The organism is Psychroserpens sp. (assembly GCF_036960315.1).
In the GTDB taxonomy this organism is placed as follows: domain Bacteria; phylum Bacteroidota; class Bacteroidia; order Flavobacteriales; family Flavobacteriaceae; genus Psychroserpens.
This window is the reverse complement of the sequence record NZ_JBALVR010000012.1, coordinates 16493-35005: the sequence shown is the minus strand read 5'-3', so window position 1 is coordinate 35005 and position 18513 is coordinate 16493. Positions and strand designations below refer to the sequence as shown.

Sequence of the window (18513 nt, the reverse complement as noted above, 5' to 3'; positions counted from 1 at the left end):
GAATAGGGCCTTATTATATTTTTAATTCTCTATTTTAACGAGGGACATTTTTGTGTTATATGGTCTGTTTCCTTTTGACTTCAATCCTTCATTCGCGGCTTCGATACTATCGAATTTATCGTAATAAATGTAATACTTACTCGTGTTGACATCATAAAAGAAGTCAACGTTTGAACGTCCAGATGCAACGACTTTAGTTATAAAATCATTTCGCTTTTCAACATCAGTATGTACAGCTATAGTTAGGTAATATCCATTTTCAATATTTTGAACATTTTTCAGAATTTGGATGTTATTACTTTGCTCTTCACCAAAATCAAAATCTTCTGTTTTCAGAGGAACACTACTTTGTGCTGTTGCTTGTTTTATATTTTGCAAAGTTGCCCTGTCTTGTGAATAACGCTCTTCCTCATTATCAAATGCTGCACGTTTAATTCGACGTCTTCTTTCAAATTCGGTTGCTACTCTAATATCCTCTAATCTTATAACTAGGTTAGCTCTAGCTTTAATAGCTTTTGATTGTTCAGACTCCAAGCGTTTTAAAGCTTTTTGATAATATAAATACACATCATCATTGGTAATAGTGTCTCCTTCGAATTTATCATCATACAAAGACTTCAATTCTTCAATCTTTTCATTACGTGTTTTGATGACATCATCCAAATTTGTTTTAATAACATTTATAGCATTGTTTTCAGCAGTTATACTCTTAAAAGGTTTTTGTTTAACTGCAATGCCTTGTTCACTTAAATCATTTTCCTCTTTCAAATCTTTAAGGTCTTGGTCTTTAATCCCAACGATATCATCAAATTGTTTTAATAATTCGTTTTGAGTTACTTTAGTGTCTTCTGTTTGCTGTGTTAATTCATACATAGATTTACCAAGCTCATCCTTAGGATTAGAAATAAGTTCTTCTTTAGTTTTTTGTTCCGCTATTAGTTTAGCTTGTGCATCTGCTTCTTCTTTGGCTTTTTGTTCTACTAATAGTTTGGCTAGTGTATCTGCTTCATCTTTAGCTTTCTGTTCTGCTAATAGTTTAGCTTGTGCATCCGCTTCATCTTTAGCTTTCTGTTCTGCTAATAGTTTAGCTTGTGCGTCCGCTTCATCTTTAGCATTCTGTTCTGCTAATAGTTTAGCTTGTGCGTCCGATTCATCTTTAGCTTTTTGTTCTACAAGTAGTTTAGCTTGTGCATCCGCTTCATCTTTAGCTTTCTGTTCTACAAGTAGTTTAGCTTGTACATCCGCTTCTTCTTTAGCTTTCTGATCTGCTAATAGTTTAGCTTGTACATCCGCTTTGTCTTTAGCTTTCTGTTCTACAAGTAGTTTAGCTTGTACATCCGCTTCTTCTTTAGCTTTCTGTTCTGCTAATAGTTTGGCTTGTGCATCAGCTTTATCTTTAGCTTTCTGTTCTACTAATAGTCTAGCTTGTGCATCAGCTTCTTCTTTAGCTTTCTCTTCTGCTAGTAGTTTGTCTTGTGTATCAGCTTCTTCCTGAGCTGTTAGTTCTGCCAGTAGTTTAGCTTGTGCATCCGCTTCAGCTATTGCTCTTTGTTCTGCTAATAGCAGGGCTTTTGCATCGGCTTTTCTTTCAGTAGATAATTTGCGATTTGCTTCTGCTTTGTCCTTATCAATTTTAGACACGACAGGTTTTCTTTTATCATCAGATATTAATAATCCACTAACTTCATCACCACTACTGTAACCGTATCTCCCTTTACTTTTAAATCGGTATGCCAATGTGATATCGTGAGATGGACCAAATTCGGTTAAATCACCTAAGGCTTTCTCAAAATTATACTCTATAGCAATCTGAGAAGTAATGTTTATACCAATACCACCTGAAGCACCATAAAGCGAGTTATAACCTACTTGCGCCCAGATACCTTTGGGAACAGTAAGCATTACTATTGCAGAAACAACGGTTTCATCTTTTCTGAATTCGGATTTTAACAAACCTGAAAATTTACTTTCATCAAAAAAGCCTCTAGAATTCATGTAGCCTGTGTACATGATATGCGCTTGAATACTTTCTTCAGGATTATCTTCGATAAGGGTAGATGACTCAAAATTGTATAAGGCCAAGTTGTTTATCGATACACCAAAATCCAGAAACACTGTTCCGTAGTTAATTCCAGGATTAATGGTCAACAATAAGTTGTCAGGGACATTTTGTAGAGATGGATCATCAAAATTGGTAATGACGCTTCCTGTATTTATTCCGCTTTTATAGGCACCAACATTAATACCAAACGTAAGGTTATTGTCTCTTGCTATTCTAACGTTATATGCGAAATTTAAAGTACCACCAAAGGTTGTTAGAACACCATAATTTTGCTGAAACAATCCTATTCCAGCTCCAATGTTTTCACCAAACCTTCCAGAATAACTTGCTAAATAGGTGAGTGGTGCATCTTCAAATTGTACCCATTCTCTTTTATTAAAAATACTAATATATTGTGTTTGTTCTCTTACAAAACTAAAAGTAGGGTTGATTGCAAAGCGGTTAAAGGTTAATGAGTTTCTAACGGGAAGTTTAAACGCAACGACCCCATCATCCTCTTGAGAATAGAACATCTGTATAGAACAGATACATAATACTAAAACAAAAAGATGTTTTTTCATATTATTTCAATACGGTTATTGAACCTTTTTTGGTTTCATTATCTGTTGTTGTTATCACGTAATAATACACCTGATTGATGCTTGTTAAATTCAAATTATTTTCTGGCCAGTTATTGAGATAATTGTCGGTTTGAAATACGATCTTACCTTGGTTGGTCATTATCATGACGGTTGTATTTGTACCATTCACATAATTTGTTGGAATTACCCAAGTGTCATTGATACCATCTCCATTCGGACTAATTACATTTGGTAATTTTTCTACATCAGGAAAAGGATCTAAGGCTTCGTTTATTTCAAATAAAAATTCTCTTGAACCCGTACAGCCCGAAGTTTCAGTAACCACTACTTTATAATTACCAAATTCAGTTGCCTCGTAGTTGTCTTCGGAAAGATCAGTAATTAATACACCGTCTAAATACCATTCAAATTCTGGATTAATAGCTGTCGTAGTAACTTCAATTGACAGTGTTTCTCCTTCTTCGATTATATTAGTTTCAGAAACATTAATAGAACCTTCAAATAGTTCGCTTTCAAGTACTATTGCACCAGCAGCAGAACAATCTCCTAAATTCACTAAAACGGAATACAGACCAGACTCATTAGCTTGGTACATTTGATTTGTCGCTTCTGGTATAACATTTCCGTCTTTATACCATTGATAGCTATTGCCACCTATTGTGCTTAATGTAGTTGATCCTTGATCTGGACAAAACGGATTACCTAAACTTGATGAGATGCCAGCATCAGCTTCACCAGATACAACAGCGCTTATGGTCACACGATTTGAAAACGAATCAGAAGTACAAGTACCATAGTTCGTTTCAACAAAATAAGTTCCTTCTTCACTAACTAATAGAGTTGGACCTTCATCAACAAAAACAGAAGTTGTTGGCCCAGTTTCCTTATACCAGTTGAATGTAAGCGAAGGATAATTGAGTGGTGAATCGTTCGATCCTGTACCAGGATTATCCATAGTTAACAAGTAGCTTCCACCAGAGCAATAAGCACCAGTGGAAACCAAGTTGTTAATGGTAAATGGGGAATCCTGAATTTTATAATATGCAGCAAAAGCCACAGATTTAGAACTTGTAGCTGCAGGAGCGCTACTTTTTATTCTTATTTTATAATTTTCTCCAGCTGTATCAGTTGGTAAAGAGAAATCAAAGGTTGTAGGTGACGTAGTAACTGCACCTGGATTTGATGTATATACAATCGTCGGACTTGAGAAATCACCATCTGCATCAGACATTTCAATTGTAAATTGGTTTGATGCATTTAAAACTCCCGGAGGAGAAAACACAAAAGTCGCGCTATAAGTATTGAAAGATTCACTTGCACACGCCTGACTAAACCCAAGGTTGGGTTGGCCAATAACGATTTGGGCATTTACTTTTTCTTGTGAAACAAGAAGAAAAATACAAAACCCAAAATAGAGTTTATATGCAAGCTTTTTGTAGTACATTTAATTAGGGCGTAATTTTTTTATCCTATAAGCAGTTGTTCTTTAATTAAGATTTCTGATTGCTTGAGAGATTTATTAATTTGGGGTTAAAGCGGTTAATCTTCATCTTCTATAAGGTCATTGGATGCTATAATTCTATTGATTCTTAATCTAAAATCTGGTCGTTTACTGTTTTTCGAATCAATAAATGTTTCAGAATCTGGACCTTTAGAATACATATTATCAAAGGCTCTGCTGCCATACCAATTTTCTAAGTCATCGTTATTCGTATAACCTTTTCTGAATATATTTCCTCTACAGTTATTAAAATAAGTTCTAGTGAAATTTATCTTACTAAGATTCTCATTGTTTATTTTAATCTTATCATCAATTATCACCGCTGGATTAAACCCAGAAATCACACTTTTATCAATCATAAACGAAGCATCCTCTCCAATATAGATGGCTTCACTAACTAATCCCAATTTTATATCTTGCTCTAAATCAGCACTGAGATTAATCAATGTTAAATTTTCAGCTTCAACAAAGGTTTGTTTTTTTGTGAAATCTACATCGTCTTTAATATCATGGGCAGACACATACATTGCTCTTGAAACATCAGCACCAGACACGTAAGGTGATCTTATGGCTAAGGAATTCATTATGTAACATTGCGCTCCATAATTAAATTCGTAATCGTTACCACTAGATTTATAGGAAACCATTTTATCTAAAACGATATCTCCACCTAATACATTAAATGAGTTGCCTTCACAAAAGCTTACCATTATGTTTTCTATAATTGTTCTTTGTCCAACACCAGCTAAGGTGAGTCCGTTGAAGTAACCATAATCTCTAGTCCTTTTTCCTGCATATTCAATTCTCACATGCCTTAAAACACCTGAGTAACTATTAGGATTATCACCACCATAGCTTAAACTTTTTTCAGCAGATGGACGCAAACCATAGTTTAATGCAGATTCACTACCAAATTTGTTAGTAGGAGCATCACCAAGAATAAATAACCCTCCCCAATCACCTGGTTTCTTAACACTTCTGCTAGATGTAAAAATAATTGGATCCGTATGTGAACCATCGGCAATTATTTTAGATCCATTACTAATAGTAAGTGAACCTTTGGATTTAAAATCACCAATGATTACTGTACCTGGTTCTATAGTAAGTGTTGTGCTATCAGTCACAAAAACATCACCTGACAATAGATAGATGTCTCTTTTATATAACTTTGTGTCTTTTGTAATGTTACCACTCAGTATTTGAGTAGGCATACCATAGTCAACCTTGTTTGGTTTAAATTCGGTCCAAGGATTTAGCCAGTTATTATAACCAATTATTCCTTTTTCTTGCTGAGCAATACTATTGCCATACACCAGTGAGAAGAAAAGTGTAATTAAAGTAATTTTTTTCATAGTAGGTTAAATTCATTTGTTAAGAATAGTGAGCACGTAAATATACAACCAAAAATAGGAATAATACTTATGAAATGCAAGAAATATCGATGAAATGCACTAATATATATAATACTGAAGAATATTCTTACAATATAATATCTATATTCAAAAAAGTGAACATAACATTAACTAACACTAAATTAAGGGCTTAACTAATTTGGGATGGAATCAAAAAAAACCTCAACATATAATGCTGAGGTCTTTAATAACTAATAAAAAAAAATATTACTAATCAGTTTTAAAGTCGTTGTATGTATGTAATGATTTAAGCGTTTCTTCATAAAATAAGATAGCAGCTATTAAATCACGAGTATCAGAATAAGGTAATATCTTTTTCTGAAATTCTATAGTACTATCAAAATAACCAATTGAAGCTTCTATGTTGGCTTCTAAGGCCTTCTTATTATCTTTGGTTGTCGGAATTCCTAAAGACTCCATAGTAACACCAGGTTTAGTAGCAAATGCTATATTTGGCAAAATATTGACAATAACTTTAATACGTTCGCTATATAAAGTCAATAATTCTCCTTTAGACATCTTATTCAATTGATCATGATTATGATATTTGGAAATATTTACTTTACCAGTAATTATGTTAATAGGATCTTTCTTTTTTTGGGCGAAACTGATGCTAATCATCATAAAGAAAGTAGCAATAAATAAAGTAGATTTTGTTTTCATTTTTGGGGTTTTTAATAGATCTAGGTGGAACAAATCTATACAAATAATTAAAAAATCCAATTTAAATTTCACTTTTTTTTAATCTTTTTTGTCATATGAAATGCAAATTTCTTGGATAAACTGCTTATTTACTGGATAAAACGCAAATTTATACGATGAAATACTTTTTACGTTTTTTGCATTGATTACTCTATCTAAGTTCGTTTTTTAGAGGTTTTTGAATAATGTTATACTCATTTGGTACAGAAAAGGGTGATAGAATTTTCTTAACTTTTTAGTAAAAAAAAGGTAAAATTATATTGTGATTCTGAAGAAATTAATACGCTGTGATTTTTTTACTCTTCTAAACATAGAATCAAGTATTTATTTAAAAAACACATTCATTTCATCGATATAATTTGCCAATTGAATCATTTCATCGTCAAATTTGAGCATTCATGTGATTTTTAGTGGTTTATCACATAAATCTTGCAATTTTGATTGAACCAAATATGCTTAACCACATGAAACATCTTATCGCCCTTTTTTGTTTTACTAGTTTCTTTGGTGTTAATTTTTCGATTAACGCTCAAGAATCTGTAGATCTTTCCGAAGACAAATCCGATAATTATTTAGAACGTCATCCCATATACGATTATACTGAAGTTCAATTGAATAATACCGATACTATTCCGGATTTTGGATCAAAACCCAATAAACTGAAAATTTCAGGAACCATATTCGAAAGTGATGGTGTTACACCTGCAAAAGATATTATTTTATATATCGAGCAAGCAGATGAGCAAGGTGATTTTGATTTGAGAACCGAAAACGATAAGCGCTACGTACATCACAGAGGTTGGATCAAAACGGATGCAGATGGTCATTATACCTTCTATACGTTTCTTCCAGGGAATGATAGACGTTATAATCAGTTACAGCAATTATTTCCTGTTGTTAAAGCTCCAACAAAGTCGGACTATGAAATAGCAAGTTTCCTTTTTGATGAAGATCCGCTATTGACAAAACTTTGCCGCAAGAGAATTTCTAAAAAAGGTGATCCAACAAGAATTCTTAAACCTAAAAAAGATGACAATGGATTGTTGGTTGTTGAAAAGGATATCGTTTTAAGCTCAGGTGATGAAGCTTCTAAATAGTCTTTAATAAATTCCTTATTTCTCTATCACTAATTTTTGACCAATTCGAAGAACAGAATTTCGTTTGATTGTATTCGTTTTACATAATGAAGCGATAGACACATTATTGCGTTTTGAAATTCTTGATAACGTATCTCCAGACTTTACCACATAAATAGATTGCTGTTTAATTAAGCTCGTAATGGCTTCTTTTTCGGAAAGTAGCAGTTGTATTTTGCTTTGTCGTTTTGAATTATGCACAATAGGACGTGTCCATTTTTTAGTAACCCAAAGTTCATTGGCTCTAATTCTGTTTTGGTCATTAAACTCAAACAGATATTCCGGATTTATAGAAACACCTTTATAGTTTACCACCAGATGCAAGTGACTGCCTCTAGCATTTCCAGAAGTACCACCTTTACCTAAATAATCACCTCGAGCGATAGTGTCGTTTTCTTTTACACCATATTTTGATAAATGTGCATAGACCGTTTCTAAACCATTATAATGCCTAACGACAACAGTTCTACCATGACCGCTAGTATAGCGAGACATTCTTATAATACCATCAAACATGGCAAATAGACTATCCCCAGTCACTAGATCAATATCAATTCCTTTATGTGGTCGTCCACGACGCCAGCCATAACGTGAGGTCACAACTTTATTTTTGCCAATAGGAGAATAGTATGTAGAATCTTTAAATTGGAGTTGCAACGGAAATTTGAAGTTGACATCTTTATAGGGATTGTAAACTGTACTATCCCAATAGTCAGCTTTAATATCTAGTGGAACAATTGTGTCTTTTAAAACTCCGACTTCAGTATTTACTGAATCGATAGTTTTAATAAAACTGAATTCTGATAGATCAATAGTTAATTCAGGTGTCTTTTGAGCATACAGGCTGAAAGACAAGATGAATAAAAAGAAACAGTTGAGAACTAATTTCATCATAATAAATGAATGCGCTAATTTTTTTGATTCACGAATTTAAAAAATAAAAACGTTTAATCGTGTTAATTTGTTGTTAGAGTTGTTCACAACAAAACCATAATAGTTATAGTTTTCTTGTATGAATGGAATCCGATAGTTAAAATAGCACAACTATACGTTAACTATGTTGTTTTTTAATACCTGATATCTACTTAAATTTATATCAAATATTGAATGAAACATAAAGTAATTGATTTATATCACTAAAAAGAAACATTCAATTCTAAATGCTATAAAAAGCTCTTGGTCCTTAAGAGCTTTTTATATGTTAGATAAAATACACAAATAGAAATCCATATCTTTGAGCAAACAAAACAGATTATTCTATGAAAACACTTTGCTACTGCTCATTGATTCTATTGGTATTTTTTTCTTGTAAAAATGATAAAACCACCACTAATGAAATTGCCCAAGACATAAAACCACCAGTTTTTGATGGTATTGATGACGCTATTAAACCTGGAGATGATTTCTTTAATCACGTTAATAAGAACTGGTTTGATAAAGCTGTCATTGCTGAAGATCAAGTTGGAGTAGGTGCTTACCGGTTTTTGAATATTCCACAGCAAGAATTACTTAAAAATATTTTACAAGAGGTATCACAGGAAGAACATCCAAAAGGTAGTATCGAGCAAAAGGTTGGTGATTTCTATGCTTCTGGCATGGATACTATAAGTATTAATGAACGTGGAATTAAACCTATTCAGTCCATTTTAGACAAGATAGAAACTATCGGAGATGTGGCATCTATGACAGATTTTGTGGCGACACAAATAAAATCTGGTGATTATTCAATGTTTGTGCCTTATGTCTCTCCAGATCAAGAGAATAGTTCGATAAATATTTTGCATTTCGCTCAGACAGGATTGGGCTTACCAGATCGTGACTATTACTTTTCTGATGATGCTTCGGTTAAGCGTATCCAAGAGGCTTATAAAACCTATCTAGCAACGCTTTTCGAATTGGTAGGTGATGAAAACCCTACAGCTCAAGCAGCTATCGTTTATAACATTGAAAAGCAATTGGCAAAATCACATAAAACACGAGTAGAACGCAGAATAATCAAAGAAAACTTCCACAAAATGGCAGTTTCCGAATTACAACAAAAACATCCAAACATCGGTTGGACAACCTTACTGAAAAATTTAGGTGCTGAAGTTGATTCTTTAGATTTAGCACAGCCTGCTTATTATGACGCCTTAAATTCTATGCTAACCTCGATTCCTTTAGACAATTGGAAGTTGTATCTCAAAGCAAACTCTATAGGATCTCACGACAGTTTTTTAAGTAAACCGTTTCAAGATGCTGCTTTTGAGTATTCTAAAGTTATAACGGGTCAGACTGTACAACAACCACGAGTAAAACAGATGGTGCGTCGTGTTGATAGACAAATTGGCTTTGCACTCGGACAATTATACGTCAAGCGTTACTTTAATGAAGATGCAAAAAAACGCGCACTTGATTTGGTTAATAATTTTCAAAAAGTACTTGAGAAACGTATTGATAATCTCGATTGGATGAGCGATAGTACAAAAGTAAAAGCTAAAGACAAGCTATATGCCATTAATAAAAAAATCGGCTATCCTGATGTTTGGAGAACTTATGACGTTTCTATAGACCGAAACCAATTTTTTGAAAACGTCGTCGCTTTACACAAAGACGCTTATCAGCAAGGACTGAGTGAACTCAATAAGGCACCAAATAGAGACGAATGGGGAACAACACCTTCTACGGTAACTGCGTATTACAATCCAGCATTAAATGAAATTGTGTTCCCAGCAGGTATATTACAAGCACCTTATTTTGATTTGTATGCAGATGATGCGGTTAATTATGGAGGTATAGGCATGGTAATAGGGCACGAGTTCACACATGCGTTCGATGATCAAGGTGCTCAATACGATAAAAATGGAAATGTAACCAATTGGTGGACCGAAGCTGATTATACAAAATTCAAAGCCAAAACAGAACAGATTGTTGAGCAGTATGGCGCTTTTACAGTATTGGATAGTATACATTTAAAAGGCGCATTAACCGTTGGTGAAAACACAGCTGATAATGGTGGAATTGCTATTGCGTATGATGCATTTAAATTGACAGAACAAGGACAAGACACTACAAAAATTGGTGGTTATACAGCAAACCAACGTTTCTTTTTATCTATTGCTAATATTTGGCGTGTCAAAATGCGTGATACATACTTACGTAACTATGTGACTACAGATCCACATTCACCACCAATATGGAGGGTTAACGGACCTCTAATGAACTTTACACCCTTTTACGACGCTTTTGATGTACAGCCAGGTGAAGCCAATTATAGATCGGAAGAAGATCGTATAAAGATTTGGTAACATTTTTTTTTAAAGTGATGTTTATTCTGACTAAGTAGTAGTTGGAGATCATCTATTTATTAAAAAGGAATAAAATAGAATACCTGAAAACCCAAGTTATACTAGGGTATGGTATATGAATGCATTAAGATTGAAAATGTCTTGAACCAAAAGTCTACTTTTTTGGACCAAATGAATACCTCCTTGGTTTAATGATATAGTAGTTTTGAAGTATTAATATTTAAAACTTTTAAATATGAAGACTATTAAACTCATCGTAATCCTGGCATTAATAACTACAAACTATACGCAAGGTCAAGAAAAACAAAATAAAGAAACAACTAAAAGCAATGACATTATGAAAACTTATGTAATCGAACGTATTATTCCTGGAGCAGGAGATTTAACAGCAGAACAACTAAAAGGCATTTCACAAACATCCTGTAATGTATTAAAAGAAATGGGTCCAAAAATTGAATGGCAACATAGTTATGTTACAAATGATAAAGTTTATTGTGTTTACAAAGCAGAAAATAAAACACTAATAGAAGAACATGCTAAAAGAGGTGGTTTTCCAGCAAATTCGATCAGCGAAGTTGCCACGATAATTAGCCCAGAAACAGCCAAATAATAAATTAAAGTTTAGGAAAAATAGGACACTATCAATCTCAGAGACAGCTTCTTGTTTTATAAAATTAGTATCTTACTTGAAAATTTGTCTTATGCCAATATATATGGACTTTCACGATTTGCCAGATGGCGTTACTGCAGCCCATGTCGCAGAAATGCATCAAGCAGATTTGAAAATTGAACACCAGTACAATTGTCGAGGATTAACCTATTGGTGCGATGAAAGACGGCAAACAGCATTCTGTTTAATTGAGGCTCCTAATAAAGAAGCCATTAAAGAGCTTCATGAAAAATCACATGGCGCTGTTCCACAGCGGATCATTGAAGTTAATGATACTTTAGTCGAATCTTTTTTAGGTAGGATAGAAGACCCTGAAAAATCACAAAACACCAAACTCAATATTATAAACGATCCCGCTTTTAGAGCATTGGTGGTCATTACCTTGAAAAGGAAAACTCTAAGAAGTGAAGATATCAGTACGTTTAATGCTGCTATTCGCGGTTATAACAAATCCATAATTAATAGTGTTAGCAAACAAAATGGACGTGTTGTTAAACATGATTCCAATTCCTTTTTGATGTCATTTGTTTGTGTAACTAATGCAGTGAATTGTGCCATTGAAATTCAGGAATTACATAATTGTGTGATTACTCCAGATTTAGAATTCAACATAGGCATTAGTGCTGGTGTTCCTGTTACGGATAAGAAAAGTATCTTTGAAGAGACAATAAAAGATGCAAATTATTTAGCATTGGTAAGCAGTGGTCAAATTGTACTTTCACCTGAAGTTAAGGATTTGTACGAAAGTGAGAATCAAAATAATCCCATAAATTTAGGAGGCATTACGTCTCTTAATACTACTGAAATGGAATTTGTAATGCAACTAAGCGCGTATACTGAAAATGTATGGTCTCAGTCTAATATTACAGTAAGCGATTTTCATAAAAGCTTAGGATATAGTAAATCAAAATTATACAGAACAATGATGTCTATCATTGGAAAATCTCCAAACAGCTTTTTGAAAGCGTATCGATTAAATGAAGCATTGCAATTATTAGACAAACAAAATTCTAATATTTCGGAGGTGGCCTATAGATCAGGATTTAGTAGTCCTGCTTATTTCTCTAAATCTTTCCAGGAAACTTATGGCATATTACCTTCAAAGTATATTAAGCAAATAGCGTAAGTCTTTTTCAGGAGTTTTAAATCTGAATTGTTATTTGTATAACTAAACCAAAGACCATATTATATAAAACTACAAATAATTACTACCTGTAGTCTTTATATATAAGGCTAGTTATTATCTATTAAAGCTCACGGATAATATCTTCATAAAGTCGATTTTATTATACGGAAGTTTATCTTACTATTACTTCTATTAAGCAACGAGATAAGGACGTATAATGTCTACAGAATGGAATAGAACTCTGGTGTAACTTTCTTTAATTATCATATATTGCAGATTAAATTGACATAGGATTAATTTATTTATGCAGATTGAAAACTCAAGTTTAGGAAGTAAAATAAGCAATTCTCGTAAGAAATTGGGCTTATCACAAGAGGCTCTAGCTGAAAGGGCAAATGTATCTTTAAGTACCATTCAACGCATAGAAAAAGGAACTGTAAAACCGAGATCCTTTACCATAAAAATATTAGCTGAAACTTTAGAATTAGATGCTTCAGAATTATTCTCAGACCTTGTAGATAAACAAACACCAAAATCTTCTTTTTCTGCATTAAAGCGTATGAATTTATATACCCTGTTATTGGTTTTTATCCCATTTATTAATCTCTGCATACCATTTATTGTTTGGAAAAAGAGCAAAGAAATCCACCCCAAAGAGAACATCGCTGGAAAGATGTTAAGTTTTCAATTGTTATGGAGTATCCTTACCATTATTGGAATATTAATTTCAATTTTTCTAACAAACCTCATTACAGGACAAGCTGGTTTAGGAGGTTACATTGCAAACACATTGTATTTACTTGCGGTAGTCTTTAATGTTTTTGTAATCGTTAAAACGTCTTCTCAACTTAATAAAGAGGACAAAAATGTACTTTCATTCGTGCCTAATTTATTCTGATTTCTTTTGGATAAGTTCAATATCCTTACTTTTTTGTTTTTGTAAATATCTGATATTCAGATAGGTCATTTCAAATGACCTGTAAATGCGGTAAGAATGCTGTACGTTTGACTCTACAATTTATAAGTCTTCACTCTAATTTTGCAGCTTCAATCAAAATCAATCAGTAAATCAAAAAACATGAAGAAATTTATTTTACGAATCGGCTTATCCATAATAATAGCATTAATAATTTGGGGAATATTCATTGCTTTTAAACCAGAACCAAAAACCATAGGAGATTTAATGGAAAGTTATGAAGACCCAGGAGTGAAAATAAAAATTAGAAGTCCATTTAGTGGTTCAGTATTAGTCGCTAAAAAAGGAGAAATCATTTTTCAAGAAGCTTATGGAGAATCAGATAGAGTAACTAAAACTCCTAATGATATAGATACCAAATTTGGTATTGGTTCAGTAACCAAACAATTTACAGCAATGCTAATCATGCAATTGGTAGAAGAAAATGCAATAAAATTGGAGGATACTATAGGCAGGTATATTTCATATTTACCAACAGATAAAGCAAATCATATTACAATTCATCAACTATTATCTCATACTTCTGGATTACCACACTATAATGGATTACAAGCTATAGGTATGAGTTTAAAAGATTTCGGTAACACCAGTTATTCTCCAAAAGCATTGACAGAATTAATTGGTAGAACCAATTTAGTTAACAAACCAGGAACAGAATTCACATACAGTAGTTTAGGTTATGATCTACTGGGAGTTATATTGGAAGAAGTTTCTCGGAAATCATATGCTGATTTATTAGAGGAAAAGATCGTAAAGCCTTTAAAATTAAAGAACACAGGATTTGGAACTAATGAATATATTTCGAAGGAATTGGCAAGAGGTTATAGCTATCGAGAAGTATATGGATGGGATTGGTGGACTTCAGAGCATGGTGGTTCAACTACAGAAGCACCTTTTAGAGATCAATCAACAGCTTATGCTGCAGGAGGTATGCATTCAACGGTAATGGATTTGTTTTTGTGGAGTGAGGCTGTAAAATCGCATAAATTGTTATCTCAAGAATTAACCGAAGTAATGTTCACACCAAATATGCATGGACATTCTTATGGTTGGGTTAGGAATTGGGATGATGTGATAGAGAAAAACATCAATGTTAGGCTACATGGACATGGAGGAGCATTGGCTGGAAACAGTGCGTTTATTGCTTTATATGATGATGAAACTACAATTATTTATTTGTCTAATAGAAGTAATTTAAAAGCCGAAGAAATTTTACATCAAATACATTTGCGAGCTAATAATTTAAAAGATGAACACAGTCTAAAAGGCTACCCAAATAGAAGTTCTTATGACAAATTTGAGGAAACGGGAGGTATGGTTGCCTTGCAAGATTATTTCAATAGACTTTCAGAATATAGCGGTTATACCGTAAACCCATCAAATAGCACGATCAGAGGTGTTATGAAAATTCATTTGGAAGCTGAAAAAAGAGAAGTTGCAGATAGTTTAAAAACAGTATTCTTCAAGACCTATAATCCAGACGAGAGAACACTTAATGAATTTGGCTACGATTTTTTAAATTCGAGTACTCCTGAATATGCTTTAGAATTCTTTAAGGAAAACACTGAAAGATTCCCTAATTCTTCAAATGCTTGGGATAGTTTGGGAGAAGCCTATTTTGTGTATGAGGATTACGAAAAAGCTGTAGACTGTTGTAGAAAAGCGGTAGAGATTGGAGAAAACGTATCACATAGGTCTCTAAAGATATATAAAGAAAACCTTAAAAATGCACAAGACAAACAAACGGGTAATGCTAAAGTAGACTAAAACAGCTTATTGATATTCCCTTTATAAGTCTGTCCAATTGGTATTTTATGTTCATTAATTAATATCCTATTGCCTTCAATTTGTCTAATTTTATTTTTAGCAACAATAAAGGATTTATGGGTTCTAATAAAATCGGGTTTGGGGAGTAAAGTCTCTAAATCCGAAATTTTTTGATGACTCACAATCAAGTCATTCTTTAAATACACCTTGGTATAATGTCCATAAGCCTCTATAAATAAGAGGTCTTAGAAATGAATTTGATGATGCTTTTTATCTCCTTTTAAGAAAAAACTAGAGGCATCTGGCACAGTTTCTTTGGTTGATACTATAGGAGTACTTTTCTTGTTTTCATTAGTATCAATGGTTTTGTTAATTGCTTTTATAAAACGTTCGAAGCTAAATGGTTTCAGTAAATAATCAGAAATATTAAGTTCATAGCCTTCTAAAGCAAATTCCTTGTATGCCGTAGTAACTATTATTTTCGGAGGATTGGATAATGTTTTTAAAAAATCAAATCCAGATAATTTCGGCATATTAAGATCAAGAAAGAGCAAGTCAATAGTATGTTCATTTAAAAATTGCATGGCTTCAAAAGCGTTATAGCAATTGCCTTTCTTTTCTAAATGAGGTAAATTTTCACAATACTTTTCAATAATACGATGCGCAATTGGTTCGTCATCTATAATTAAATAGTGAGTCATGCTGTTTCTATTTTAAGTGAAAATTTATAAATATTAGCTTTAACTTCAATTTGGATGTCATGCTTATTAGGATATAACAATTTTAAGCGTTGTTTTAAATTGTTTAGCCCAATACCAGTATTTTGATTGGCTTCCATTTGTCCAAAATTATTTTCAATATTAAAGTGAATCATGCCGTCATCTGTTTTTAAATTAATATGAATATAAGCATCTTCTGTTAAACGTTCTACACCATGTTTAAAAGCATTTTCTAAAGGAATAATAAATAATAGTGGTGCGATTTGGTAATTTAATTCATTCGAATGATTAAAAGTAATATCAACGGTTTTATGATATCTTATTTTATGTAATTCGATGTAATTCTTTAAATATTCAATTTCATCCTTTAATGACACAAAATCTTCTTTGCCCATATAAATGGTATAGCGCATCATATCAGATAATTTTAAAACCACATCAGGCGCATCATCAGACTTTTCAACCGTTAAGCCATATAAATTATTTAAAGTATTGAAAAAAAAGTGTGGATTGATTTGACTTTTTAATAATGCTAATTCTGCTTTAGATTTTTTTGACTCAACTGTTTTTACCCATTTCCATTGTTGATACAGCCAACTTAAAAATAGCACTAAAAATGGAGAGGTTATGATGATTTTAATCTCTTTTTCTTGTTGCAAGTAGCTAGCTAGGTCATCGATATATACTCTTATATAGACAAAATAGCCTAAAGCCAAAACGTAAAAGCCAATTATGACCAATGCATATTTCTTAAAATAAGAAGGCGCAATAATTGAGAAAAAACTTAATCCAACACCTACTAACCCAACAAAGGTTAATGGATTGTCAACTATTTTGGAGTTCAAGTCATTTATAATGATAACCAAAAAAAGAACCATCAACGCGACTAGTTTTATGCTAATGGTTTTATGCTGTTTTAAAAATGAAAAATAATGAATAGGTAACGAGATCAATAACCAGCTAAATATAAAGCTTAATGTGTTTGCCAATACTTCTGAATTATCAATATGAATAAAATCAAAGTATGACAAAACGAAGACCATAATACGATGGATTAACAGTCCGTATATAAATCCTTTGTATTTTTTTAGAAATGTAATCATGAGTCAAAATTAATGATAATTGTCTTTGTCCTATTATAAAATGCATCAACTCATATAAAATCGACATAAACGCCATTATTTTTTACATTTATTGGGTTTGAGTGTATTAATAATTCTTATACGTTCAAATTTTATGGGTTGATGAAATATACTTTGTTGGGTTTTAGTTTGCCTATACGTTTGTTGAAAATTATAAATAACAAACTACTATATTATGAAAACGTATTTTAAAATTATGTTCTTTATGTTATCATTTGCTTTCATGCAAAATGGTATAGCACAAGACAAGCAAAGTATATTAACAACAAATGAAAAAAATGCTATTGTATCTTTAATACAAACACATTTAAATACATCTTATATTGATTTAGGGATATCAAATAAAATGATAACCGAATTAGGTAAGAATATAAAATCTAAGAAGTATGAGGCCATAAAAAGCCCTTCCGAATTTTCTCAAGCTTTAACCGAAGATTTGCAAAGGATTAGCAACGATTCACACCTTAAAGTTCGATTTGAACCAAAACGTATTGCTCAAAATAAACGCGTGATTTCCGATGAAATGCAATCAGAAAAGGAAAAAAGAATGGCTATGAAAATGGCGGAAATCAATTTCGGTTTTACGGAAACAAAAATACTAGATGGGAATATTGGTTATTTAAATCTACGTCTCTTTGCAGATATAAAATATGCTGAAGAAGCGGCAACTGCCTCCATGAATTTTTTAAGTAATACCAATGCCATAATTATCGATTTGCGAACTAATGGAGGAGGCGTTCCGAGTATGATGCAATTATTATCGAGCTATTTCTTTGATGAAACTCCCGTTTTATTAAGTGATTTCTACGAACGAAAAACCAACACAAAGACCCAATTGTATACGTTTGCAAATGTTGATGGGAATAAAAGTGTAAATAAACCTATTTACATTTTAACGAGTAAGCATACATTTTCTGCAGCAGAGGCGTTTACCTATACCTTGAAGCATTTAGATAGAGCCACTGTAGTTGGTGAAGTCACTAAAGGAGGAGCTAACCGAACGAAACGAATTAATTTAAACGACGATTTCACTATTTCGGTTCCGTATATCAAATCAATACATCCTATTACAAAAACCAATTGGGAAGGAAAAGGCGTGCAACCCAATATTGAAACCTCTGAAAAAGATGCTTTTGTAAATGCTTACATAGATGCCATTAATAAAACGGTTAAAAGGAAAAAGAATAATGTTTTAAATAAAATTGGGTATACGTTTTTAAAAGAGAAATCGGTTGATAATGCAATTATCGTATTTAAGGAAAACGTAAAAATATTTCCAAACGATGCTAATACATGGGATAGTTTAGGGGAAGCGTATGCTATGAAACGTGATAAAGAAAATGCATTAAAATGTTATACCAAAGCTCTAGAGTTAGATCCAAATTCTGAATCTGCAAAAGCAATGATTTTAAAATTGGAAAACATCAAATAA

At 32.6% G+C, this 18513-nt stretch carries 13 protein-coding genes and 1 pseudogene; 7 read left to right on the top strand and 7 right to left on the bottom strand.

Features of this window, described 5'->3' with window-relative positions:
- Positions 1–21 precede the first annotated feature (21 nt).
- The 4 genes from V7719_RS16535 to V7719_RS16520 all read right to left on the bottom strand — a co-directional run bounded on the left by V7719_RS16535 (position 22) and on the right by V7719_RS16520 (position 6219).
- Positions 22–2622: a PorP/SprF family type IX secretion system membrane protein gene (locus tag V7719_RS16535; protein WP_335731056.1), complete on the bottom strand. Its 2601-nt coding sequence runs from the start codon at positions 2620–2622 to the stop codon at positions 22–24.
- 1 nt (position 2623) lies between these two features.
- Positions 2624–4087: a gliding motility-associated C-terminal domain-containing protein gene (locus V7719_RS16530; protein WP_335731055.1), complete on the bottom strand. Its 1464-nt coding sequence runs from the start codon at positions 4085–4087 to the stop codon at positions 2624–2626.
- Between the two features lie 95 nt (positions 4088–4182).
- The gene (locus V7719_RS16525) at positions 4183–5496 is read right to left on the bottom strand and encodes a hypothetical protein (protein ID WP_335731054.1); all 1314 of its coding nucleotides are present in this window, start codon (positions 5494–5496) and stop codon (positions 4183–4185) included.
- Between the two features lie 270 nt (positions 5497–5766).
- A complete protein-coding gene (locus V7719_RS16520; RefSeq protein WP_335731053.1) occupies positions 5767–6219 on the bottom strand; it encodes a hypothetical protein in 453 nt (150 codons plus the stop codon).
- A gap of 503 nt (positions 6220–6722) precedes the next feature.
- Here V7719_RS16520 and V7719_RS16515 point away from each other — a divergent pair.
- Positions 6723–7355, top strand: coding sequence for a hypothetical protein (locus V7719_RS16515; RefSeq protein ID WP_335731052.1), 633 nt, complete (start codon positions 6723–6725; stop codon positions 7353–7355).
- Positions 7356–7370: 15 nt separating this feature from the next.
- Here V7719_RS16515 and V7719_RS16510 read toward each other — a convergent pair whose 3' ends face one another.
- Positions 7371–8288 (bottom strand): M23 family metallopeptidase, encoded by a 918-nt coding sequence (locus tag V7719_RS16510; protein ID WP_335731051.1) that lies wholly within the window; start codon positions 8286–8288, stop codon positions 7371–7373.
- A 365-nt stretch (positions 8289–8653) separates the two neighbouring features.
- On the opposite strand from V7719_RS16510, the gene V7719_RS16505 reads away from it, so the two are divergent.
- The 5 genes from V7719_RS16505 to V7719_RS16485 all read left to right on the top strand — a co-directional run bounded on the left by V7719_RS16505 (position 8654) and on the right by V7719_RS16485 (position 15220).
- The gene (locus V7719_RS16505) at positions 8654–10681 is read left to right on the top strand and encodes a M13 family metallopeptidase (protein ID WP_335731050.1); all 2028 of its coding nucleotides are present in this window, start codon (positions 8654–8656) and stop codon (positions 10679–10681) included.
- 235 nt (positions 10682–10916) lie between these two features.
- The gene (locus V7719_RS16500) at positions 10917–11291 is read left to right on the top strand and encodes a DUF4242 domain-containing protein (RefSeq protein WP_335731049.1); all 375 of its coding nucleotides are present in this window, start codon (positions 10917–10919) and stop codon (positions 11289–11291) included.
- Between the two features lie 91 nt (positions 11292–11382).
- Positions 11383–12477, top strand: coding sequence for a nickel-binding protein (locus tag V7719_RS16495; RefSeq protein ID WP_335731048.1), 1095 nt, complete (start codon positions 11383–11385; stop codon positions 12475–12477).
- Between the two features lie 304 nt (positions 12478–12781).
- Positions 12782–13375, top strand: coding sequence for a helix-turn-helix domain-containing protein (locus V7719_RS16490; protein WP_335731047.1), 594 nt, complete (start codon positions 12782–12784; stop codon positions 13373–13375).
- Positions 13376–13555: 180 nt separating this feature from the next.
- Positions 13556–15220, top strand: coding sequence for a serine hydrolase domain-containing protein (locus tag V7719_RS16485; protein WP_335731046.1), 1665 nt, complete (start codon positions 13556–13558; stop codon positions 15218–15220).
- Here the strand turns inward: V7719_RS16485 and V7719_RS18820 are convergent.
- Both V7719_RS18820 and V7719_RS16470 read right to left on the bottom strand, forming a co-directional pair.
- A pseudogene (locus V7719_RS18820) lies at positions 15217–15921 on the bottom strand (LytR/AlgR family response regulator transcription factor). The gene V7719_RS16485 and the pseudogene V7719_RS18820 overlap by 4 nt on opposite strands.
- A complete protein-coding gene (locus V7719_RS16470) occupies positions 15918–17042 on the bottom strand; it encodes a sensor histidine kinase (protein ID WP_335731044.1) in 1125 nt (374 codons plus the stop codon). The pseudogene V7719_RS18820 and the gene V7719_RS16470 overlap by 4 nt, the downstream one beginning before the upstream one ends.
- 214 nt (positions 17043–17256) lie before the next feature.
- On the opposite strand from V7719_RS16470, the gene V7719_RS16465 reads away from it, so the two are divergent.
- On the top strand, positions 17257–18513 hold the full coding sequence (locus V7719_RS16465) for a S41 family peptidase (protein ID WP_335731043.1): 1257 nt from the start codon (positions 17257–17259) through the stop codon (positions 18511–18513).